This is a genomic window from Pseudomonas taeanensis MS-3, from assembly GCF_000498575.2.
Lineage (GTDB): Bacteria > Pseudomonadota > Gammaproteobacteria > Pseudomonadales > Pseudomonadaceae > Aquipseudomonas > Aquipseudomonas taeanensis.
In genome coordinates, this window is the sequence record NZ_AWSQ01000002.1 from 177,268 (window position 1) to 199,856 (window position 22,589).

17 protein-coding genes are annotated in these 22,589 nt (G+C 61.9%); 11 read left to right on the forward strand and 6 right to left on the reverse strand.

What is annotated here, in order from left to right; translation table 11 throughout:
* Window positions 1–339 precede the first annotated feature (339 nt).
* From TMS3_RS08915 to TMS3_RS08935, 5 genes are all read left to right on the forward strand, one after another.
* Complete coding sequence (locus tag TMS3_RS08915) at window positions 340–942, forward strand: helix-turn-helix domain-containing protein (RefSeq protein WP_025164923.1); 603 nt, start codon at window positions 340–342, stop codon at window positions 940–942.
* A gap of 535 nt (window positions 943–1,477) precedes the next feature.
* Window positions 1,478–2,491 carry a taurine ABC transporter substrate-binding protein gene (locus TMS3_RS08920; protein WP_051394211.1) on the forward strand — a complete coding sequence of 338 codons (1,014 nt, stop codon included), beginning with the start codon at window positions 1,478–1,480 and terminating at the stop codon, window positions 2,489–2,491.
* A 130-nt stretch (window positions 2,492–2,621) separates the two neighbouring features.
* On the forward strand, window positions 2,622–3,389 hold the full coding sequence (locus TMS3_RS08925) for a taurine ABC transporter ATP-binding protein (RefSeq protein WP_043301846.1): 768 nt from the start codon (window positions 2,622–2,624) through the stop codon (window positions 3,387–3,389).
* A 3-nt stretch (window positions 3,390–3,392) separates the two neighbouring features.
* Entirely contained in the window at window positions 3,393–4,271 is an 879-nt protein-coding gene (locus tag TMS3_RS08930; protein ID WP_025164926.1) for an ABC transporter permease subunit, read from the forward strand.
* Window positions 4,272–4,321: 50 nt separating this feature from the next.
* A complete protein-coding gene (locus TMS3_RS08935; RefSeq protein WP_025164927.1) occupies window positions 4,322–6,760 on the forward strand; it encodes a GcvT family protein in 2,439 nt (812 codons plus the stop codon).
* Window positions 6,761–7,356: 596 nt separating this feature from the next.
* Here the strand turns inward: TMS3_RS08935 and TMS3_RS25595 are convergent.
* Complete coding sequence (locus TMS3_RS25595; RefSeq protein ID WP_025164928.1) at window positions 7,357–7,641, reverse strand: hypothetical protein; 285 nt, start codon at window positions 7,639–7,641, stop codon at window positions 7,357–7,359.
* A 358-nt stretch (window positions 7,642–7,999) separates the two neighbouring features.
* On the opposite strand from TMS3_RS25595, the gene folD reads away from it, so the two are divergent.
* Window positions 8,000–8,911 (forward strand): bifunctional methylenetetrahydrofolate dehydrogenase/methenyltetrahydrofolate cyclohydrolase FolD, encoded by a 912-nt coding sequence (folD, locus tag TMS3_RS08945; RefSeq protein WP_051394212.1) that lies wholly within the window; start codon window positions 8,000–8,002, stop codon window positions 8,909–8,911.
* Between the two features lie 76 nt (window positions 8,912–8,987).
* Here folD and TMS3_RS08950 read toward each other — a convergent pair whose 3' ends face one another.
* From TMS3_RS08950 to TMS3_RS08960, 3 genes are all read right to left on the reverse strand, one after another.
* Entirely contained in the window at window positions 8,988–10,121 is a 1,134-nt protein-coding gene (locus TMS3_RS08950) for an aminotransferase class V-fold PLP-dependent enzyme (RefSeq protein ID WP_025164930.1), read from the reverse strand.
* A 287-nt stretch (window positions 10,122–10,408) separates the two neighbouring features.
* Window positions 10,409–11,731 (reverse strand): MFS transporter, encoded by a 1,323-nt coding sequence (locus TMS3_RS08955; RefSeq protein ID WP_025164931.1) that lies wholly within the window; start codon window positions 11,729–11,731, stop codon window positions 10,409–10,411.
* A 68-nt stretch (window positions 11,732–11,799) separates the two neighbouring features.
* The gene (locus tag TMS3_RS08960) at window positions 11,800–13,464 is read right to left on the reverse strand and encodes a GMC family oxidoreductase (protein ID WP_025164932.1); all 1,665 of its coding nucleotides are present in this window, start codon (window positions 13,462–13,464) and stop codon (window positions 11,800–11,802) included.
* Window positions 13,465–13,655: 191 nt separating this feature from the next.
* Between TMS3_RS08960 and TMS3_RS08965 the strand changes: the two genes are divergently transcribed.
* A complete protein-coding gene (locus TMS3_RS08965; protein WP_025164933.1) occupies window positions 13,656–14,474 on the forward strand; it encodes an IclR family transcriptional regulator in 819 nt (272 codons plus the stop codon).
* A 66-nt stretch (window positions 14,475–14,540) separates the two neighbouring features.
* Here the strand turns inward: TMS3_RS08965 and TMS3_RS08970 are convergent, their stop codons facing one another.
* Entirely contained in the window at window positions 14,541–15,338 is a 798-nt protein-coding gene (locus tag TMS3_RS08970) for a thiazole synthase (RefSeq protein ID WP_025164934.1), read from the reverse strand.
* Window positions 15,339–15,377: 39 nt separating this feature from the next.
* Window positions 15,378–15,578 (reverse strand): sulfur carrier protein ThiS, encoded by a 201-nt coding sequence (gene thiS / locus TMS3_RS25450; RefSeq protein WP_025164935.1) that lies wholly within the window; start codon window positions 15,576–15,578, stop codon window positions 15,378–15,380.
* Window positions 15,579–15,875: 297 nt separating this feature from the next.
* Between thiS and TMS3_RS08980 the strand changes: the two genes are divergently transcribed.
* From TMS3_RS08980 to xsc, 4 genes are all read left to right on the forward strand, one after another.
* Window positions 15,876–17,264 carry an aminotransferase family protein gene (locus TMS3_RS08980; RefSeq protein WP_025164936.1) on the forward strand — a complete coding sequence of 463 codons (1,389 nt, stop codon included), beginning with the start codon at window positions 15,876–15,878 and terminating at the stop codon, window positions 17,262–17,264.
* A gap of 219 nt (window positions 17,265–17,483) precedes the next feature.
* Window positions 17,484–18,950 (forward strand): MocR-like pyridoxine biosynthesis transcription factor PdxR, encoded by a 1,467-nt coding sequence (gene pdxR, locus TMS3_RS08985; protein WP_025164937.1) that lies wholly within the window; start codon window positions 17,484–17,486, stop codon window positions 18,948–18,950.
* Window positions 18,951–19,527: 577 nt separating this feature from the next.
* Window positions 19,528–20,640, forward strand: coding sequence for an alanine dehydrogenase (gene ald, locus TMS3_RS08990; RefSeq protein ID WP_025164938.1), 1,113 nt, complete (start codon window positions 19,528–19,530; stop codon window positions 20,638–20,640).
* Window positions 20,641–20,697: 57 nt separating this feature from the next.
* A complete protein-coding gene (gene xsc, locus TMS3_RS08995) occupies window positions 20,698–22,458 on the forward strand; it encodes a sulfoacetaldehyde acetyltransferase (RefSeq protein WP_029866250.1) in 1,761 nt (586 codons plus the stop codon).
* Window positions 22,459–22,589 lie beyond the last annotated feature (131 nt).

Consider the following 22,589-nt stretch of genomic DNA (forward strand, 5'->3'; position numbering starts at 1 on the left):
TTTCACTATGCTGCACCAGGAAATTCTGGATGACAAGAGCGCTGAGGTAGATTTTTAATCACAACTGTGCCAGGCAGAATCTGCCTGAACCCTGGGTTCGGTTCGCGCTATTGGTGGTGTGCATGGCTGATGGCAAACCTGACGGATGCCGCTCATGCACCCTCACATCCGAGCGGAGGGCATTTTTCCCGTTCGGTCTGTGCTCTGTCTGCGACTGAGTGAAAAATTCACCGGGAACTCAAATAGCAGGTATCAGTGAAAAAAATCTGATTTTTTCAAGTCAACCAGGGTTCTGTTATGCTTTTCTCCTCTCAAGGCGCAAAGAGCAATGCACTCCTCATGTCAGATCCTCAAGCCAAAAAGGACAATGGAACCGATCCGGAGAGTTTGCGGATTGGCCGACAGATCCGTGATCTGCGCAAAGCCAAGCGCATTACCCTCGCCACCCTGGCTGAACAGCTAGACAGGTCCGTCGGCTATCTGAGTCAGGTCGAGCGTGGTGTTTCATCACTACCCATCGGTGTTCTGCAAGCCATCAGTGGGATCTTGGGGGTCAGGGTCAGCTGGTTTTTCCAGAGTGATGAAGAAGCCCCTCTGGAAGAGCGCGAGTACCTCGTGCGTGCCGATCATCGGCGCTCGATGACCTTTTCCGGTATCGGGGTACGCGAAGAACTGTTGTCGCCGCGCTTGAGTGGTCAGTTGCTGTTGATCATGACGCGCCTCGCCCCCGGGGCGAGCGGCGGCAAGGAGCCTCGCCAGCGCAAGGGCGAGGAGGCCGGCTATGTCGAGGCGGGGACCCTGGAGCTGAAGATCGGCCAGCAAACCTTCCTGCTCGGCCCCGGCGACAGCTTTGCGATTACCGGAGATGAACCCCACCTGATCTCTAACCCGGGTGATACCGAGACCCGCGTGGTCTGGGTGATGACCGGCGTCGAATACTGAGCACCTCTCGTCCTCTTGCCCACTCTCCTTCGCGGCTGAATACGCGAGAGTGACTCCCTGCCGAGGGCCTGCTCGGCGAGTGGCGCCTGCACCAGGCAGCGCCTTTTGAGCCTATCTCCTCGCTGCGCGGACTGACCCCGCCAGGCCTGACTGTCAATTTTCTCCTTTCCGCAGGTTGCGCCTGTAGCCGCAGATGCAACCTGCGTGTCACCCCATTCCCTCATGCATTGCCTGCTCCCCGTATCCGTGCCTAGGAGCTGGGTGCACTCCTGTCCGAGCACTCCACGACAAACGCACAGGTACGTTCCTGGATGCTCAGCCATTGCAAGGCTGTTCCATGGGGGGGTAAGTGTTTGATTTTTATGCGCATAAATAAAACATTCTAAGAAATAATCTTTTAAGTGAAATAAAATTGATAATTTTCACTTAAAAGTTATTTTTGTTCTGGTAATCTCCTTTCAGGCGGTATGGCTGTGCAGTTCCATTGCCGCTCTGAACTCTCTGATAGAACAATATAAGCAGTGAGGAACATGTGATGACCTACCACCGTAATTCGAGCAGCGCTCTCGGTCGGGGGCTGCGCAAGGCCCTGATGGGCTCTGCGATGGCGTTGATGATGGGCACGTACGCTCAGGCCGATGACCTAACGGTCGCCTACTTCCCTGGCTGGCCAACCACCCACCAGGTCGGCGAGGAAAAGGGCTGGTTCAATAAAGCAGTAGGCATGGATGTGCAGTTCCGTGAGTTCGACACCGGCTCCGCAATGGCTGCGGCGATGCTCTCGGGCGACGTCAAGGTCGCCTATTCGATGGGCGTTATTCCGTTTGTGATAGCAGTCACGAAGGGTGCTCCGCTGGACCTGGTCGGTGTCGCGGTGACCTATTCGGAAAATGACAACTGTGTGGTGCGCGATGAGAGTGGCATCGATTCGCCGCTCGACCTCAAGGGCAAGACCGTCGGCGTGCCGTTCGGCACCGTATCGCATTACAAGATGCTGAAGACCTTCGAGAACATCGGTGTCGATGTCGGCACCATGAAGGTCGTCGACATGGCGCCGCCAGATATCGCCGCCGCCATGAGCCGTGGCGATGTGGACATGGGCTGTGGCTGGGAGCCCGCCTTGTCGAGAATGCTGGAAAATGGTCGGTTGCTGATCTCTGCCAAGGAGCAGGAGTCCTGGGGTCTCAAGGTATTCGATGTGATTGTGGTGAACCGCGAGTTTGCCAACAAGAACCCTGAAAAAGTGTCCGCGTTCCTCGCCACGGTGGACCAGTCCACCGACTTCTATCAGGCCAATAAAGATCAGTCGATTGGCATCATCAGCAAGCGGGCGGGGATTTCCGAAGAACAGACGCGCTCGATCATGGCCAAGTTCGGCTTTCCCAAGCGCGACGAGCAACTCAGCGATGCCTGGATGGGCAAGGATGTCCCGGCCTTCCTCAAGGGCGTGGCCGATGTGATGGTTGCCAACGGCGAGATGGACAAGGCGTTGGACGACTACAGCCCTTACGTCAAAGCCGATTACTACCGCAACACCACCGCACCTTAGTGCACCTGGCGACTGGGCTTGGCCGCGTGACAGCGGGGTCAAACCCGGCGACCTGCCCTACCTAGGGGTTCCATGACATTCGTCTGTAAGGGGAAAGGCTGTGAGTGAATTGCGTGTAAAGGGCGTGTCGATGACCTACGACGGCAGCGATGGCCAGCCGGTTAGAGCGCTCGAAAATATCAATTTTTCCATGAGCCAGGAGGACATCGTCACCGTCCTGGGTCCATCCGGCTGCGGCAAGAGCACGCTGCTGAATATTATCGCCGGCTTTCTCAGCCCGACGGCGGGCCACGTATTGATCGACGGTCGCGAAATTACCGGGCCTGGCCAGGATCGCGGCATGGTGTTCCAGCACGGCGCACTGTTCGAGTGGCTGACCGTTGGCGAGAACATCAGTTTCGGCCCCCGCATGGCGGGTGTCGAAGCGCAGAAATGCGCTGAAAAGGTCGAAGAACTGCTCGGATTGGTTGGCCTGAACGGTTTTCGCGATACGCCAATCTACAACCTGTCCGGGGGCATGCAACAGCGCGTGGCACTGGCCCGCTGCCTGGCCAATAACCCTGACGTGATCCTGATGGACGAGCCGCTCGGCGCACTGGATGCGCTGACCCGGGAAAAGATGCAGACCCTGGTGCTCAAGCTCTGGCAGGAAACCCGCAAGATGGTGTTCGTGATCACCCACAGCGTGGAGGAGGCGATCTTCCTCGGCTCGCGCCTGGTGGTGATGGCCCCGCGACCGGGGCATATCGTCAAGGAATTTCAATTGCCGTTCGCCGCCGCGGGGCGGGATGCCAATCCGCGTGAGATCAAGTCCAGTCGCGAGTTCATCGCGGTCCGCGAGGAGGTGCTCGAGATGATCTGGTCGATGGAAGAGCAGCTCTCGCCAGCAGGGGTATGAATCATGTCTGAAGCCAATGTAAGCAAGAAACGCATGTTTTTCCTGTACCGGCTGTGGAACACCGACGGCCTGGCCCAGCGCAAGACGGTCACCTTCGGCGACCCGGCTGCCGTCCAGGGTGGCGCCATCTGGGGGGTGGTGTCCGTGTTGGTGACGGCCCTGATCTGGCAGTTTGTGTCCATGGCCGAGATCGTCTCGCCGTTGTTCTGGCCGAGCCCGGAAGCGGTGTGGACCAAGTTTGTCGTGATTGCGACCGAGGGCTACAAGGGTTTTACCCTGGCTGAGCACTTGGGCATCAGCCTGTATCGCGTGCTGGCGGGCTTCGGCCTGGGTTGCCTGTTCGGCATTCCGGTCGGTCTCGGCATGGGCCTGAACAAGGTCATCAAGGGCTGGATGGACCCGCTGATCGAGTTCTATCGTCCGGTGCCGCCGCTGGCGTATGTGCCGCTGGTGATCATCTGGATGGGGATTGGCGATAGCGGCAAGGTGCTGCTGCTGTTCCTGGCAACCTTTTCGATCATCGTGATCAGCGCCCGCGCCGGCGTCGCCAGCGTGGCCATCGAGAAAATTCATGCGGCCTACTCGCTGGGCGCCAGCCGCTGGCAGATTCTGCGCCACGTCATCCTGATCAATGCCTTGCCGGAAATCTTCACCGGCATGCGCGTCGCCATGGGCGTTTGCTGGGGAACCCTGGTCGCTGCCGAAATGGTTGCCGCCACCTCGGGCGTGGGCTGGATGGTGCTCAACGCCAGCCGTTATCTGAACACCGACATCGTCCTGATGGGGGTGATTCTGATGGGCGTGGTCGGTTTCACGATCGATATGTGCATGCGTAGCCTGGAGAAAAAGCTGATTCCTTGGAAGAGCAAGGGCCGCAGCTAAAAAACCGAATTCAACTGATTTCGTGAGACCTGTTTCCGGAGAATAAATACATGATGACTCATGCAAAGGTATTGGTGATCGGCGGTGGCATTGCCGGGGTGAGCACGCTCTATCATCTGGCCAAAAGGGGCTGCGAGAATATCGCCCTGGTGGAGCGTAGCGAGTTGACGGCCGGTTCCACCTGGCACGCCGCAGGTAACCTGCCGCACTTCAGTACCAGCCTCAACGTGATGCGCCTGCAGCAGTACAGCATCGCCCTGTATCAGCGCCTGGAGGCCGAAACCGGTCAAGCGGTCGGGCACCACAAGACCGGCGCTTTGCGCCTGGCACATACCCAGGAGCGTTTCGAGGAGTTCCAGCGGGTTGCCGGCATGGCCGACTCCTGCGGGCTCGATTTCAAGCTGTTGAAGCCGGAAGAGCTGCAGCAGTACCACCCGTTCCTCGAGAGTCACGACATCGTGGGCGGCTTGTGGGATCCGGACGACGGGCATATCGATCCCACCAGCGTGACCAACGCGATGGCCAAGGGCGCGCGTGATCTGGGCGCGCAGATCTACCGCAACAGTCCGGTCAGCGCGATCACGCGTACGGCCGACGGATTCTGGCAAGTAGAAACGGCTAGCGGCACCATCACCGCAGAAACCATCGTCAATGCTGCGGGTTTCCGCGCAAATGAAGTCGCCGCAATGATCGGTCACCAGCTGCCGATCGCCTCGATGGAGCATCAGTACCTGGTGACCGAAGGTCTGCAGGAAGTCGCCGACTGTGGCCTCGAGCTGCCCATGGTGCGCGACCCGGATGTGTCCTATTACCTGCGCCAGGAGCGCAACGGCTTCATCCTCGGCCCATACGAGCCGGGCGGCCTGCCGTGCTGGACCGATGGCGTGCCGCCGAATTTCGGCCAGGAGCTGTTCGAGCCGTCGCTCGACCGTCTCGAAGACATCATCGCCATCGCCATGGAGCAGATCCCGCTGCTGGCGAAAGCCGGCGTGCAGACCGTCATCAACGGGCCGATCACCTATACCCCGGACGGTCATCCGCTGATCGGCCCGGTGGCCGGTTTCGATAACTACTTCGTCTGCTCCGGTTTCAACTTCGGCATTGTCCAGGGCGGCGGCGCCGGCTACTTCATGGCGCAATGGATTCTCGACGGGCATCCGGAAATTGATCTCAATGAGTTGGACCCGCGCCGTTTCGGCGACTATGCCAACGCGCGCTATACCGTGGCCAAGGCCACCGAGGTGTATGCCCACGAGTACGCCAACGGCCTGCCCTATGAGTACGAGAACCGCCCGGCGGCGCGTCCCGCCAAAACCACGCCGATCTACAGCCGCCTGAAAGAAAACGGTGCGGTGTTCGGCGCCCGATTCGGCTGGGAACGTGCCAACTGGTTCGCCCCGGTGGGCATGGAACCGCGCGACGAGCTGAGCTACAGCCGCAGCAACTGGTTCGAAACGGTCGGTGAGGAATGCCGCGCGGTGCGCGAGAAGGTCGGCCTGCTGGACCTGTCGGCCTTCGCCAAGTTTGAAGTGTCGGGTACAGGGGCCGTTGCCTATCTGGATCAGCTGTCGACCAATCGTCTGCCTGCCGAAGTGGGCGGTATTGCCCTGACGTACATGGTTTCCGCCACGGGGCGAATCCTCGGCGAGTTCACCATCACCCGTCTGGCTGCCGATCGTTTCTACCTGATCAGCGCCGCCGCCGCCCAGGTGCATGACTGGGATGAGCTGCGTCGCCGCTTGCCGGCCGATGGTTCGGTTCGCCTGGACGATCTGACTGCACGCTTCGGTACCCTGGTCGTGGCAGGGCCCAAGGCCCGCGAGGTGTTGCGCAAGCTGACTGCTACCAACCTGGGCAACGAGGCCTTCCCATGGCTCAGCGCTCAGGAAATATCGGTGGCTGGCGCCCCGGTACGGGCACTGCGGGTCAACTACGTGGGTGAGCTGGGCTGGGAACTGCACCACCCGATCGAGTTCCAGCTCGGCTTGTACGATGCGCTGGTCGAGGCGGGCGCCGAGTTCGGCATGCGTAACTTCGGCACGCGGGCGATGGACTCGCTGCGTCTGGAGAAGGCCTACCCGATGTGGGGCCATGAGCTGACCTGTGAAAACACCCCGCTGGAGGCCAAGCTGGGTTTCTTCGTCAAGACTGATGAACGCAACTTTGTCGGGCGCGAGGCGCTGCAGCAACAGCGTGAACAAGGGGTGAAAGTTCAGCTGGCGTATCTGGAAGTCGACGCCGAGGGGGCGGATGCCTTCAACTTCGAACCGGTGTTGGCCGGTGACAAGGTGGTCGGCGTGGTCAGCTCCGGTGGCTACGGACACTGCGTGCAGAAGAGTCTGGCGTTTGCCTATGTGCAAGCCGATCAGGCCGCGGTGGGGGCCGAACTCAGCGTGCTGATCCTCGGTCAACGCCGCGCGGCCCGGGTGATCAAGGCGCCGGCCTTCGATCCGCAGAACCAGCGGCCGAGAGGGCACTACGACGCGTGATCAGCAAAACTAAGTAAGCAGCCGGTGCCACTGGATGGCGCGGCTGCCGAGATCCGCTCAGCTCAACGCAGATGGCTCTCTGACCAGAATTAATCTCGGCCGTTATCATGACGGCCCAGGATTGGCTGGTGAGAGAGCCATTTTTGCCTGTCGTGGGGTTTAGCACTAACAAACCGTTGAAAAGCCACTGCACTCGGCGATGCGCTGTTGAACTCGGCCATCCAAAAGCGAAACGAACAAAACGCTCTTTTACACACCGTGGACTCGGCTCGGGCATCCTGCTTCGCCTACCTCTTGCATCCAATGCAGTCGTGCGCTTTGCCTCGCTACGCTCGCCCAGTGGCGGTGACTCCACTTCGCCGAGTGGCGGCCGATTTCGCTTTGCTTTCACTCGTTGCATTGTTCAACGCCCCGCGAATGCAGGCGGAGCGAGCAGTGCTCTTTTATTATGGCTAGCAGGCCGTTGAAAAATGTAGCGAGCGAAGGCTAGGCAAGGCGAAATCGGCCGAAAAAGCGCAGTTTACGTGGTGTAAATGAGCATTTTGAGGCCGCTTTCAACGCCGCATAGCCGAGCACAGTAGTTTTTCAACGGCCTGCTAGACGTAGGGCTGGCCGCCGAAGCCTCTGGGGAGTCGCTGTAGCCCGGGCAGGCCGGTGAGTCTCTCCTGCCAGGCTGCGCGCCAGTCATTCGAGACATGAGCAGCCTTGGCTCGACGCGCGGCTCTGCGTGCGGCGTTTCGCTCTGCTTTTTTTGCCTCCTTATAAACATCTGTGTTGCGGCAGTTACGGCATTTTACCCGCGTCAGTTTGGTGCTGGAGGCGAGGTTGCTGCCGTGAGTGCCGCAGGCAAGCTGTCCCGCGACCTTGTAATGAGTAACCATCGGTCAATCTCCTTGTCCTTGTCATGGGGTTGGTGCAGGGGGCGCATCCCTCGGTTAGACCTCCGAGTACTGGCCTGGTTCTTTGGCCGGATTTTCAAGGTGCCGTCAGCAGGCATCTGCCAGGGTATCGGCAACAACGGGATACCGCGGGTCGCGTCGCGGTTCAATCCGGCGTAGCTCGTCGCCGTCAGTGCGGTAATCTGTACGACCATTTTTTAACTGTCGACCTGCACGGCTAAGGCGCTGGCACAGCGGGTCCAGTGCAAAATCCTGGCGCCGGCGGTTGCTGCCCAGGCTTCACCCGGTCGTTCAAGGTGAGTGGCCTACCATGGTTTTCCAACATCGAGGACGAGTATTGATGAGCAAACTGGTAGAAGACACCCAGCACGATTTGCCCCAGGCCGAGCGGATCGATGGCAAGGTTTTCGCCGAGAAACTGCGGGCCGAGGTGGCGTCCGATGCCAGCGTGTTTAGCCAGGCGCGCGGCCGTCAGCCAGGACTGGCAGTGGTGCTGGTCGGTAACGATTCGGCCAGCCAGGTGTATGTGCGGACCAAGATGCGCCAGGCGGCCGAGGTGGGCATCACGTCCTTTCCCCACCTGCTTGAGGCGAATACCAGCGAGGCCGAACTGCTCGCCCTGATTGACTCGCTGAATCGCGATGACAGTGTCGACGCCATTCTGGTGCAGCTGCCGCTGCCGGCGCCAATCAACGAGACAGCGGTGATCGAAGCGATTGACCCGGCCAAGGATGTCGACGGTTTTCACCCTTACAACGTCGGTCGCCTGAGTGGCGGTCAGCCGGGACTGGTGCCCTGTACGCCGTTGGGCTGTCTGCTGCTGTTGCAGGACCGCCTCGGCGACCTCGTGGGGCTCAAGGCGGTGGTGGTCGGGCGTTCCAATATCGTCGGCAAGCCGATGGCCCAGTTGCTGTTGAATGCCCACTGCACGGTGACCACGGTGCATTCGCGTAGCCGTAACCTGGTCGAGGAGTGCCGCCAGGCCGATATTCTGGTGGTGGCGGTGGGTCGGCCCGGGATGATCGGCGCCGAGCACATCAAGCCCGGAGCGACGGTATTGGATGTCGGCATCAACCGCATCGAGGATGCGCAGGGGCAGGCGCGCCTGGTCGGCGATGTCGACTTTGCCGCGGCGTCCACCGTCGCCGGCGCGCTGACTCCGGTACCCGGTGGCATCGGTCCGATGACGGTCGCCTGTTTGCTGCGCAATACCCTCACCGCCGCGCAGCAGCGTCAGGCGCTCGGTCGATAACCGCGGAGTAGGGCGGCCTGCCGGTCTGCATTTGCGCTATGGCAGATCCGGAGCGGCAGGGTTGGCGGTTGGCGGCTCAGTCGCGCGCTATCTGCTCCAGCGCCTGTTCCAGTGTGCTCACCGTGCGCTCGATATTGTGCAGCTTGTCGAGGCCGAACAGACCGATGCGAAAGGTCTGGAAGTCGGCTGGCTCGTCACATTGCAGCGGCACTCCGGCGGCGATCTGCAGGCCCTGCGCGGCGAATTTCTTGCCGCTCTTGATCTCTGCATCGTCGGTGTAGCTGACCACCACGCCGGGGGCCTGAAAGCCGGCCGCGGCCACGCTCTTGATGCCCTTGCCGGTCAACAACGCACGCACCCGGTCGCCGAGTTCCTGCTGTTCGCCGCGGACCTTGTCGAAGCCGTAGGCTTCGGTCTCTTTCATTACATCGCGAAACCGCGCCAGAGCATCGCTGGGCATGGTCGCGTGGTAGGCATGTCCGCCCTGTTCGTAGGCCTGCATGATCTGCAGCCATTTCTTCAGGTCGCAGGCGAAGCTGCTGCTTTGGGTCTGCTCGATGCGCTCCAGCGCCAAGGCGCTGAACATCACCAGGGCGCAGCAAGGCGATGCACTCCAGCCTTTCTGTGGCGCACTGATCAGCAGATCGATGCCGCATGCCTGCATGTCGACCCACAGCGTGCCCGAGGCGATGCAGTCCAGTACGAACAGGCCACCGACTGCATGCACGGCGTCGGCCACGGCGCGCAGGTAATCATCGGGCAGGATCATCCCCGATGAGGTTTCAACATGCGGGGCGAAGACGATCTGCGGCTTCTCCGCCCGAATGCTCGCCAGTACTTCGGCGAGCGGTGGCGGGGCGAAGGCGGCTTGGCGGCCGGCCTCTATTGGCCGGGCTTTGAGCACTGTGGTGGCGGCCGGGATGTTGCCCATCTCGAGGATCTGGCTCCAGCGATAACTGAACCAGCCGTTGCGGATCACCAGGCAGTGCTGGGCGCTGGCGAACTGCCGCGCCACCGCCTCCATACCAAAGGTGCCACTACCGGGGACCACCGCCACGGCCTGGGCGTTGTAGACCTGCTTCAGGGTGCTGGAGATGTCGTTCATCACCCCTTGGAACGACTGCGACATATGGTTGAGCGAGCGGTCGGTGTAGACCACCGAGTATTCGACCAGACCCTCGGGATCGATACTGGGAAATAGCTTCGACATGAGTGACTCCTGTGGCAGAGATATCCATCGTTTCGACCCTGCCCTAAGCCTTGGCAAATGACAAGACTGCCGCAGGCTGAGTGCTTAGGGCGTGGCAGGTTGTTGGCCTTGACCGGGCTAGGGCGCAGACGTAGCTAAGGGCCTTGCCGGTCAGCGTCTATGGCTCGCTGGGTTGGGGCGGGTTGGGGCGGGTTGAGGCGGGTTGAGGCTGGATGGGCCAGCGCGCAACAAAAAAGCCCTGCGTCCGGGGGAGGCCGTGCGCAGGGCTGAGTGTTGCAGGCTGGGGCTTAGGAGGTCGCGGCGTTAGCGCCAACGTTGACCTCGTTGGTCATCTGTTCACCTTTGCGCTTGCCGATCCACCAGGCGCAGTAAGCACTGACGGCGCCGGCGAACAATACGTAGAAACAGGTGCTCCAGGGTTGCCCATCACTGCTGCGCATCAACGCGGTGGCGATTATCGGGGTCAGGCCGCTGGCGAAGATACCGGAGAATTGATAAACGAAGGATATCCCGGTGTAGCGCACCTTGGCGTCGAACAGCTCGCAGAACAGCGCCGCCTCCGGGCCATAGACCGCGGCGTAGAAAATGCCGAACGGAATCACGATCGCCATCCAGATCATGAACATGTCGCCGTTGCTGGTCATCATCAGCCAGAAGGCAGGGAAGGCAGAAAGGGCGGTGATCAGCGAGCCCCAGAAGTACACGCGGCTACGGCCGATACGATCGGACAGGGCGCCGAACATCGGGATGGTGAAACACATCACCACTGCCGCCGCCATTACCCCGATCAATGCCTCGGAGCGCGGCAAGTTCAGTGTCTGTGTCAGGTAGCTGAGCGAGAACACGCCGAACACATTGAAGAACACCCCGTCGATGTAGCGTGCACCCATGCCGGCGAGTACGTTTTTCGGGTAGCGCTTCATCATGTCGACGAAGGGAATGGCGGCCTCGGCGTTGGCTTCCTTGACCTTGGCGAACTCGGGGCTCTCCATCACGTTCAGGCGAATCCAGGTGCCGACGAAGACCAGGCCTGCGCTGAGCAGGAAGGCGATGCGCCAGCCCCACTCGAGGAACTGGGTGTCGGTCAGGCTGTAGGACAGAATCGCCACCACACCGGAGGCCAGACACAAACCGATGGCCAGGCCGATCTGCGGCAGGCTGGCGTAGAAGCCGCGCTGGTGTTTCGGCGCGTACTCGAAGGCCATCAGCACCGCGCCGCCCCATTCGCCACCCAGACCGATGCCCTGGAATATACGCAGCAGCAGGAGAAGGATCGGCGCCCAGATACCGATGCTGTCGTAACTGGGTACCAGGCCGATGAGGAAGGTGGCCACGCCCATGATCATCATGGTCATGACCAGCATGCTCTTGCGACCAATCTTGTCGCCGAAGTGACCGAAAATCACCCCGCCGATGGGGCGGCTGAGAAAGCCTACGGCGAAGGTGCCATACGCCAGCATGGTCGATACCAGTGGATCATCGCTGGGGAAGTACAGCTGGTTGAACACGATGCCGGCGACGACGCCGTAGAGGAAGAAGTCATACCACTCGATGGTGGCGCCTATGACGCTTGCGATAACGACCTTGCGCACGGGGTTGGGCGTGGACATGTCAGTATTCCTATTGTTGTCTTTGTATGGAGGGGGAGCGTGTGTGGCGCGCTCTCTTTAGGGTTCCATCAGGAGGCGAGCGTGCTCAGTGCCAACGCCGGCGCCTCTATGGGCTGCTGTGTGTGGGCGCTGGGTTGCAGGCAGTCCTCGAGAATCATCGTCGAGGCCTTCTCGGCGATCATCACCACGGGGACGTTGGTGTTGCCCGAGACCAGGGTCGGCATGATCGAGCAGTCGACCACCCGCAGTCCCTGCACGCCATGCACGCGCAGGCGCGAGTCGACCACCGCGAGCGGATCGTTGCCCATCTTGCAGGTGCCGGACGGGTGAAAGATGGTCGCCCCGTACTGGCGGCAAAACTCGAGAATCTGCTCGTCGCTCTGCTGCTCGCTACCCGGGCGGTACTCGCGGCGAATCAGGCGCTTGAGCGGCCCGGTCTCGGCCAGCTTGCGGGTGTAGCGCACCGCTGCAATCACCGTTTTGCGGTCCAGTTCGGTCGACAGGTAATTCGGCTGCATCGACGGCGGCTGCAAGGGATCGGTGGAGGTGATGCGCACATAGCCACGGCTCTCGGGCCGCAATTGGCACACCGACATGGTGAATCCCGAGAAGGGATGCACGCTGCCGCCGGCCGAGTCGGCGCTGAGGGTGCCGAAGTGGTACTGAATATCCGGCGTGCTGCTTTGCTCCAGCACTCGGGTGAACAGTCCGCCCTGATTGATACCGATGGCCAGCGGCCCGCTGCGGGTCAGCAGCCATTGCAGGCCCATGCGCAATTTGCGTAGCGGCGAACGCAGGTCGTCGTTGGTGGTGATCGGTTGGCTGCATTCATAGATCAGGCGAATCTGCAGATGGTCCTGCAGGTTCTCGCCGACGCCGGGCAGCACCCGCACCGGTCGAATATTGAATTGTTTCAGCAGCTCGGCAGGGCCGACGCCAGACAATTGCAGTAACTGCGGTGATTGCAACGCACCGGCGCTGAGAATCACTTCGCGGTTAGCGCGTACGGTCAGCGACTGACCGTTCTTGCGGTACTGAACTCCGACTGCGCGAGTGCCGTCGAACAGCACTTTTTCGGCCTGGGCGAGCGCCTCAATGGTCAGGTTCGCACGCCGCTTGGCCGGTTTCAGGTAGGCCACCGCGGTGCTGCAGCGCAAACCCTTGCGCGTGGTCAGCTGGTAGTAGCCGACGCCTTCCTGGTCACCGGTGTTGAAGTCCTGGATGTGCGGTACGCCGAGTTCCTTGGCGGCGTCGATGAAACCTTCGGTGAGCGGGTGCCGCGCCTTGATGCTGGAAGCCGATAAGGGGCCTTCGGTACCTCGGGTAGGGCCAGCGCCAAGGTCGTTGCACTCGGCGCGGCGAAAGTAGGGCAATACATCGTCCCAGCCCCAGCCTTGGTTTCCGGCGCTGGCCCAGGCATCGTAATCGGCGCGCTGGCCACGAATGAAGATAAGACCGTTGATCGAGCTGCAGCCACCGAACACCTTGCCGCGCGGCCAGTAGATGCGCCGGTCGTTCATGCCGGGGTCTGGATCGGTGTAGAAGCCCCAGTTGTAGACGGGGTGAAACATGGTCTTGGCGTAACCTATCGGGATGTGGATCCACGGATATCGATCCGCAGGCCCAGCCTCGAGTAAGCAAACGCTGTATCGTCCGTTTTCGCTGAGTCGATTTGCCAGCACACAACCGGCGGAACCGGCACCGACAACGACGAAGTCATAGGCGCGTGACATTCGAAATCCTCTTTTTTTTATAGTCGTGAAGCCGAACTGCAGATTCAAAGTAGAACAATACGGACCATTTATATGGAGCCAGAGGTCTGTTTTTCGTGAGGCCACATGGCTTGTGCTGCCTTGTATCTCAGCTAATCTATTAATAATTAATGACTTAGTTAGAGATTTACCTTTAGTCGGGTTATTTGATAATGGAACAAAGCGAACCAAAAAATAGTGATGCCTCGCTGGAGGCCGATGCCGGAAGTAACCCGGATCGCAGCCTGCGTGCATTACTGCTGCTGGAAGTCGTCGCCAGCGCGGATGAGCCACTGTCGCTCGCGCAGTTGTGTGATCGGCTTGAGGCGCCCAAGGCCACGCTGCTGCGCATGCTGGTGGCGCTGGAACGGCTTGGTTATCTGCTGCGCGAGGTGGATGAGAAAACCTACCTGCTCGGCCCCCGCGCCAGTCGTCTGGGCCTGCTGTTGCTGCGCAACGAGGTGGTGCTGCAGCGACACCGTCTGATTCTGCAGACGCTGGTTCGCCAGCTAGGTGAAACCTGCAACCTGACGGCTGTGGATGGCGATCGGGTGATCTACATCGACCGGGTGGAAACTACTGAGCCGCTGCGTCTGCATGTGCAACCCGGCGCTCATGTGCCGTTGCATTGCACGGCCAGTGGCAAGCTGTTTCTCGCCGAGATGCCGGCGCAGCGGCGCAGTGCGCTGCTCGAGCATCTTGAGCTGACGGCGCAGACCGATCGCAGCATCACCGATGTCGACCTGTTGGAAACCGAACTGGAGCGTCTCCGCACACGCGGTGTGGGGATCGACAGTGAGGAGTTCGTCAGGGGCATGGTGGCGGTCGCGGTGCCGATCAGAAATGCCGAGGGCCACTGCGTGGCGGCGCTGGCCTGCCATGCGCCCACGGCGCGAAAGAGTCTCAATGATTTGATCGAGTACATACCGCAGTTGCAGGCCGCGGCCGCCGAGTTGGCGGCTTCCTTTGCGCCGGGACCTGCCAGCGCTTGAGAATTCTGCAGGTGATGCTGGCCGGTGAGGCGAGCAGCGCCAGGGCGCTGCTGTGCATCAGGCGGGTTAGAGAAACAGGCCGCTCAACGGCGAGGAGGCGTCGCCGCTGAGTCGGCGCGGCATGCGGCCGGCCAGGTAGGCTTCGCGGCCGGCTTCGACCGCCTTGCGCATCGCCGAGGCCATGCGAATCGGCTCGCGCGCCCGGGCGATGGCGGTGTTCATCAGCACCCCGTCGCAGCCCAGCTCCATGGCGATGGCGGCGTCCGAAGCGGTGCCGACGCCGGCGTCGACGATCACCGGCACCTTGGCGTTCTCGACGATCAGGCGGATGTTGTAGGGATTGCGAATGCCCAATCCGGAGCCGATCGGCGCGCCTAGGGGCATCACCGCGACGCAGCCGAGCTCCTCCAGGCGCCGCGCCACCAGCGGGTCATCGCTGGTGTAGACCATCACCTTGAAACCCAGCTCGACCAGCTGGCGGGCGGCGATCAGGGTTTCGCCGATGTCCGGGTAGAGGGTCTGGCTGTCGCCGAGCACTTCCAGTTTGACCAGGTTGTGGCCGTCCAGCAGTTCGCGCGCCAGCAGGCAGGTGCGCACCGCATCCTTGGCCGTGTAGCAGCCGGCGGTGTTGGGCAGCAGGGTGAAGCGCTCGGGCGCTATGGTCTCGAGCAGGTTGGGTTGCTGGGCGTCCTGGCCGAGATTGCTGCGGCGCACCGCGAAGGTGACGATCTGCGCCGCGCTGGCCTCGATCGCCGCGCCGGTCTCGCTCAGGTCGGCGTAGTGGCCGGTGCCAACCAGCAGACGTGAGGCGAAGGCCTGGCCGGCGATCAACAGCGGGTCGGGGATTGCGGTCGCGATAGTCATAGAGGCTCCGGGTCGGGAAGAGGGGGATGCCGGCGGCGATCAGCCGCCGCCGATGGCGTGCACGATCTCCAGGCGGTCGCCCTGTTGCAGGCACACCGTGGCGTACTCGCTGCGTGGTACCACGTCGAGGTTGTACTCGATGGCCAGGCGCCGCTCTTGCAGCTGCAAGTGGATGAGCAGCTGCGCCAGGCTGAGGCCAGCCGGCAGTTGCTGAGTCATGCCGTTGATCTGCACTTCAATCATGCGCGCTCTCCTGCCGCTGGGCGGGGGTGGCTGTCGTGCCTGCATGGTTGGAGCATTCGTGGCGGTCTTGAAGGGCCAGTCGCGGCTGCGGCACTGGTCCAGTGAGGTATCTGGCGGCTGGCATCACGCTTGGGCAATAACTGGTTCTAACTGCGCCAGCGGCTTGCTCTTAGTTTCGTCATCAAGGGTGGGCCGGGCAGTGTCGCATCGCGCTCTACCGTCAATCTCTCGGTGTCTGGAGCTTGCCTCCTGCCCGGCGACCAACAATAAAAATGCTCCAGTCAGGAGGTAAGCATGAACACTACAGCTCACGAATACGATGCAGCCGAGGCCTTGGCCAGTGACCGCGCCCACGTCTGGCATCACCTGTCGCAGCACAAGCCGCTGGAGCAGAACGATCCGATGATGATCGTCGAAGGCAAGGGCATGCGCGTCTGGGATATCAAGGGTAACGAATACCTGGATGCGGTCTCCGGCGGCGTGTGGACCGTCAACGTCGGCTACGGCCGCGAGAGCATCGCCAATGCGGTGCGCGATCAGCTGGTGAAGATGAACTACTTCGCCAACTCCGCCGGCAACATTCCCGGCGCGCTGTTCGCCAAGAAGCTGATCGAGAAGATGCCGGGCCTGAGCCGGGTGTACTACTCCAACTCCGGTTCCGAGGCCAACGAGAAGGCCTACAAGATCGTGCGCCAGATCGCGCACAAGAAGTACGGCGGCAAGAAGCACAAGATTCTGTTCCGTGAGCGTGACTACCACGGCACCACCATCACCGCGCTGAGCTCCACCGGCCAGTTCGAGCGCAAGAACCAGTACGGCCCCTTCACCCCGGGCTTCGTCGAGTTCCCGCATTGCTGCGAATACCGTTCGCAGTTCGGTGACGTCGCCGACTACGGCGTGCGCGCGGCCCTGGAAATGGAGCGGGTGATCCTCGCCGAAGGGCCGGACACCGTCGGCGCCGTGGTGCTCGAGCCGATCACCGCAGGCGGTGGGGTGATCACTCCGCCGGCCGGTTACTGGGAAACCATTCAGGCGATCTGCAAGAAGTACGACATCCTCCTGCACATCGACGAAGTGGTCTGTGGCCTGGGCCGTACCGGCACCTGGTTCGGCTATCAGCACTACGGCATCAAGCCGGACATAGTGACCATGGCCAAGGGCGTGGCCAGCGGCTATGCGGCGATCTCCTGCACGGTGACCACCGAGGAAGTGTTCGAAGCGTTCAAGGGCGAGGCCGATGACCGCATGGGCTACTTCCGTGACATCAGCACCTTCGGCGGCTGCACTGCAGGCCCGGCGGCGGCGCTGGAGAACATGCGGATCATCGAGGAAGAAGGCCTGCTGGAGAACGTCACCCAGATGGGCGAATACTTCATGGGTCGCCTGCGTGAGCTGCAGGACAAGTATCAGGTGATCGGCGATGTGCGCGGCAAGGGCCTGTTCTGTGGCCTGGAGCTGGTCAAGGACCGCAAGACCAAGGAGCCGGTGCCCGAGAGCCTGCCGATTGCCATAGTCGGCGACTGCTTGCGCCAGGGCGTGATGATCGGGCGGACCAACCGCAGCTTCGAGCAGTTCAACAACACCCTGTGCTTCAGCCCGGCGTTGATCGCCACCAAGGATGATCTGGATCGGATCATCGAGGCCCTGGACAGCGCCTTCGGCCGTCTGGCCGCCAATCCGTAAGGCTCGCCAAACCGTAGCAGACCGGGCATCCAGCTTAGCTGGGTGACCCGGTTTTTTGCGTGTCTGCAGCGTTGAATACCGCGTGCTAGATGGTCTTGTCGAAGTGTTGTTGCTAGTCTGCTGGGCACTCGCCAGGCACGCGCTGGCAAGAGCATTCTGAAGTGGCTGGCCGAGCGGTATGCGGCGCCAGCGCTTGTCGTTCGTTCAGTCGAGGCCGCCATGTTCCAGCTGTTCCATTTGTCTGCCGAAAAATCCACCAGCTTGCAGCAGCAACTGCGCGAGCAGATCGCCCAGGTCATACTCAACGGCAATATCCCGCTCGACAGCCCGCTGCCGTCCAGTCGCAAGCTGGCAAAGCAGCTGAACATCGCGCGCAACACCGTGGTCCTGGCGTACGAACACCTGCTCGACGATGGCTACCTGCTGGCCCGCGAGCGCAGCGGTTATTACGTCAATCCGGACATCCTGGCGCGCAAGGTCGAGTCGCCGCGTGCAGCTAAGGACGAGTCCGCTGGCAGCTCGCCGGACTGGGCGCGGCGGCTGGTGGTGCAGCCCTCGCAGCAACGCAACATGAGCAAGCCACGCGACTGGCAGAATTTCAAATACCCCTTTATCTACGGGCAGTTCGACCCGGCCCTGTTTCCCACCGCCAACTGGCGTGAATGCTGCCGCGACGCGGTGAGCATCCCGGCAATCCGCGACTGGGCTTCTGATCGCTTCGATAACGACGATCCATTACTGATGGAGCAGATCAGGACGCGCCTGTTGCCGCGTCGCGGGGTCTGGGCCTCGCCCGAGCAGATTCTGGTTACCGTGGGCGCGCAGCACGCCCTGTACATGCTGGCACGACTGCTGTTGCGCCCCGACAGCCTGATGGGCATCGAAGACCCGGGCTACATGGATATCCGCAACATCGCCATGCTCAACCCGTCGCGGGTTCAGCCGCTGGCGGTGGACAACCATGGCCTGGTGCTGAGCGACGAGCTGAATGGCTGCGACCTGATCTACACCACCCCCAGCCACCAGTGCCCGAGCACCGTGACCATGCCCCTGGAGCGCCGCTACGAACTGTTGCAGCGGGCCAACGAGCACGACTTTCTGATCATCGAGGACGACTACGAGAGCGAGACCAACTTCAAGGCCAACCCGATCCCGGCGCTCAAGAGCCTGGATAAGAACGATCGGGTGCTCTACGTCGGCAGCCTGTCGAAGACCCTGGCGCCGGGGCTGCGAGTGGGCTATCTGGTCGGGCCCGAAGCCTTGATCCGCGAGGCGCGCGCCCTGCGCCGGTTGATGGTGCGCCATCCGGCGGCGAACAATCAGCGCTCGGTGGCGCTGTTTCTCGAACGCGGCTACCACGATGCGCTGATCATGAGCCTGATGCGCGCCTACGAGGAGCGTCATCAGCAGATGGGCGACGCCCTGCATGAGTACCTGCCGGAGTCCTCCCAGGAGCCAAGCTTTGGCGGCTCCTGCTACTGGGTCAAGGGTCCCGACAGCCTGGATGCGCGACGCCTGCAGAAGGAGGCCGCCGCCCATGGCATCCTCATCGAGCCCGGCGATATCCACTTCTACGGCGAACAGCCGCCGCTCAACTACTTCCGCCTGGGCTACTCGTCGATTCCCGCCGAGCGCATCCGTCCGGGGATCAAGCTGCTCGCCGAGCTGATTCAGCAGCTCAGCTGAGTCCGCTGCGCCGATCGGCACCTGCAGCAACAGGGGGTGCCGATTCCGCTCTACCTGCCGTGCCTGTAAGTGGGTTGTCTCTGCCATAACCAGCGGTTTCGCTGGGTTACGCGCCGCCCGGAAAATGCATCGCCTGTGCCTCGTCGACATGCGCCGCTAACCCAGCCGGCGGATTCAGATTGGCGCGTAGGATGGGTTGAGCGTAGCGATACCCATGCTGTCGGGTGAGTCGTTCGTGCGCTGATCCCCACCAACTGCCGGATCTGACGTGACGTAACCGGGCATGGACGGCGAATGTGCCGCCTGAGTATCAGTGGAATGTGCCGCTAGCCCAGCCTACGCAGTGGCATCCGAACCGTCTCGTCAGCATCGGCAAGGTTCAGGCAGCACGCTGGTATGTGCTGCCTGGCAGGGTATTTCCTGGCGCAACAGCTGGTCCGCAACTGGTTCTATCTGCCTCTTCCCCCTCGCTCCTACTCTAGCTCCAAGCCAGCCAGTCCTCGCTTCAAGGCGCACAAGAGACGGCTCGCTCGACTTGCCCCAAGACTCCATCACAACAACAACGGGAGAGATCGGCATGCTTATTGGAGTTCCTAAAGAGATCAAGAACCACGAGTACCGCGTCGGCATGGTACCTGCCAGTGTGCAGGAGCTGACTAGCCGCGGGCATGCGGTGCTGGTGCAAACCCAGGCCGGCGCCAGCATCGGCTTCAGCGACGAGGATTACCGTGCGGCTGGCGCGACTATTGCCGCCAGCGCCGCCGAGGTGTTCGCCAACGCCGAGATGATCGTCAAGGTCAAGGAGCCGCAGGCCGCCGAGCGCAAGCAGCTGCGCCGCGACCAACTGCTGTTCACCTACCTGCACCTGGCTCCGGATCGTGAGCAGACCGTCGACCTGATGGAAAGCGGTGCCACCTGCATCGCCTACGAGACCGTGACCTCCAGCCGTGGCGGCCTGCCGCTGCTGGCGCCGATGTCGGAAGTGGCCGGGCGCATGTCGATCCAGGCCGGCGCCAGCTGCCTGGAGAAATCCCGTGGCGGGCGTGGCGTGTTGCTCGGTGGCGTGCCGGGCGTGGAATCGGCCAAGGTGGTGATCATCGGCGGCGGTGTGGTCGGCTCGAATGCCGCGCGCATGGCTCTGGGCATGGGCGCGCAAGTGGTAGTACTGGATCGCAGCGTCGAAGTGCTGCGGCGTCTGGTCAGCGAGTTCGGCACCCAGTTGCAGACAGTGCTGTCGACCCGCGCGGAGCTCGAAGAACACGTGCTCTCGGCCGACCTGGTGATCGGTGGCGTACTGATCCCCGGCGCCGCCGCGCCCAAGCTGGTCACCGCCGAAATGGTCCGTGCCATGAAGCCGGGCTCGGCGATAGTCGACGTGGCCATCGACCAGGGTGGCTGCTTCGAGACCTCGCATGCCACCACCCACCAGGACCCCACCTACATAGTCGACGACGTGGTGCATTACTGCGTGGCCAACATGCCCGGCGCGGTCGCCCGTACTTCGACCCTGGCACTCAACAACGCCACCTTGCCGCACATAGTCGCCTTGGCCGACCTGGGCTGGCAGGAGGCACTGCGCCGAGACCCGCACCTGGCCAACGGTCTGAACATTCATGCCGGACAGGTCACCTGCCCGGAAGTGGCCGAGGCTCTCGGCTATCCCTGTGCGCCCATGCCGCTCAACGGCTGAGCCCCGAGTAACCGGCGGCGCAGCCGCTGAACCTTAAGTAACGAGAGGAATATCGATATGCCACGCATGACCCCCAGCGAAGCAATGGTAGAAACCCTGGTCGCCAACGGCGTCACCGACGTCTTTGGCATCATGGGCTCGGCCTTTATGGATGCGATGGACATCTTCGCTCCGGCCGGCATCCGTTTTATCCCGGTGGTCCACGAGCAGGGCGCCGGTCACATGGCCGACGGCTTCTCGCGGGTCAGTGGTCGTCACGGCGTGTGCATCGCGCAGAACGGTCCCGGCATTACCAACTTCGTCACCGCCATTGCCGCCGCCTACTGGGCGCACAGCCCGGTAGTAGTGATCACCCCGGAAACCGGCTCGATGAGCCAGGGCCTCGGTGGCTTCCAGGAAGCCCAGCAGCTGCCGTTCTTCGAGACCATCACCAAGTATCAGGCCCATGTGCCTAATCCTGCGCGCATGGCCGAGCTGACCGGGCGTTGCTTCGACCGCGCCATGCAGGAAAATGGTCCGACCCAGCTGAACATTCCGCGTGACTTCTTCTACGGCGATATCAACGTCGAGATCCCCACGCCGATCCGTATCGAGCGCAGCGCCGGCGGCGAGCAGAGCCTGGCCGAAGCCGCCCAGCTGCTGGCCTCGGCGAAGAATCCGGTGATCATCTCCGGTGGTGGCGTGGTCATGGGCGACGCCGTCGAGGCCTGCCAGGCACTGGCCGAATACCTCGGCGCGCCGGTGGTCAACAGCTACCTGCACAATGACTCCTTCCCGGCCAGCCATCAGCTGTGGTGCGGCCCGCTCGGCTATCAGGGCTCCAAGGCTGCGATGAAACTGCTGTCGCGCGCCGATGTGGTATTGGCCCTGGGTACTCGCCTGGGCCCATTCGGCACCCTGCCGCAGCACGGCATGGATTATTGGCCGAAGCAGGCCAAGGTGATCCAGATCGACTGCGACTCGAAGATGCTCGGCCTGGTGAAGAAGATCACCGTCGGTATCTGCGGCGACGCCAAGGCCGCGGCAGTCAACCTGCTCGGTCGCCTGGAGAACCTCGACGTCCTGTGTCTGGAAAACAAGGGCGCGCGTGCCGAGGAAATCGCCAAGGAAAAAGCCGATTGGGAAGCCGAGTTGACCGGCTGGATCCACGAGAAGGACGAATATTCGCTGGACATGATCAAGGAGCAGAGCGGCGAAGAGGGCAACTACCTGCACCCACGTCAGGTCCTGCGCGAGCTGGAAAAGGCCATGCCGGCCGACGCCATGGTCTCCACCGACATCGGCAACATCAACTCGGTGTCCAACAGCTATCTGCGCTTCGAGAAGCCGCGCTCGTTCTTCGCCGCCATGAGCTTCGGCAACTGCGGTTACGCGCTGCCGACCATCATCGGCGCCAAGGTCGCTGCACCGCACCGCACCGCGATCTCCTACGCCGGTGACGGCGCCTGGGGCATGTCGATGATGGAAATCATGACCTGCGTGCGCGAGAACATCCCGGTTACCTCGATCGTGTTCCACAACCGTCAGTGGGGCGCGGAGAAGAAGAACCAGGTGGACTTCTACAACCGTCGTTTCGTCGCAGGCGAGCTGGAAAACCAGAGCTTCGCCGGCATTGCCCGCTCCATGGGCGCCGAAGGCGTCACCGTCGACCGTCTGGAAGACGTCGGCCCGGCCCTCAAGGCGGCTTGCGAGGCACAAAAGGCCGGCAAGACCACGGTGATCGAGATCATGTGTACTCGCGAACTGGGCGATCCGTTCCGCCGCGATGCGCTGTCCAAGCCAGTGCGCTTCCTCGAGAAGTACAAGGACTACGTCTAAGTCGCCGAGGTGACCGGCTTGCGCCGGACACCTGCAGCTAGTGGCCTGTGTGGCTGGTGCAACTAGCCGTACAGGCCACCAGGAACACTGCAACGGCGCCTTCGGGCGCCGTTGCAGCTTCGACCGCGAAC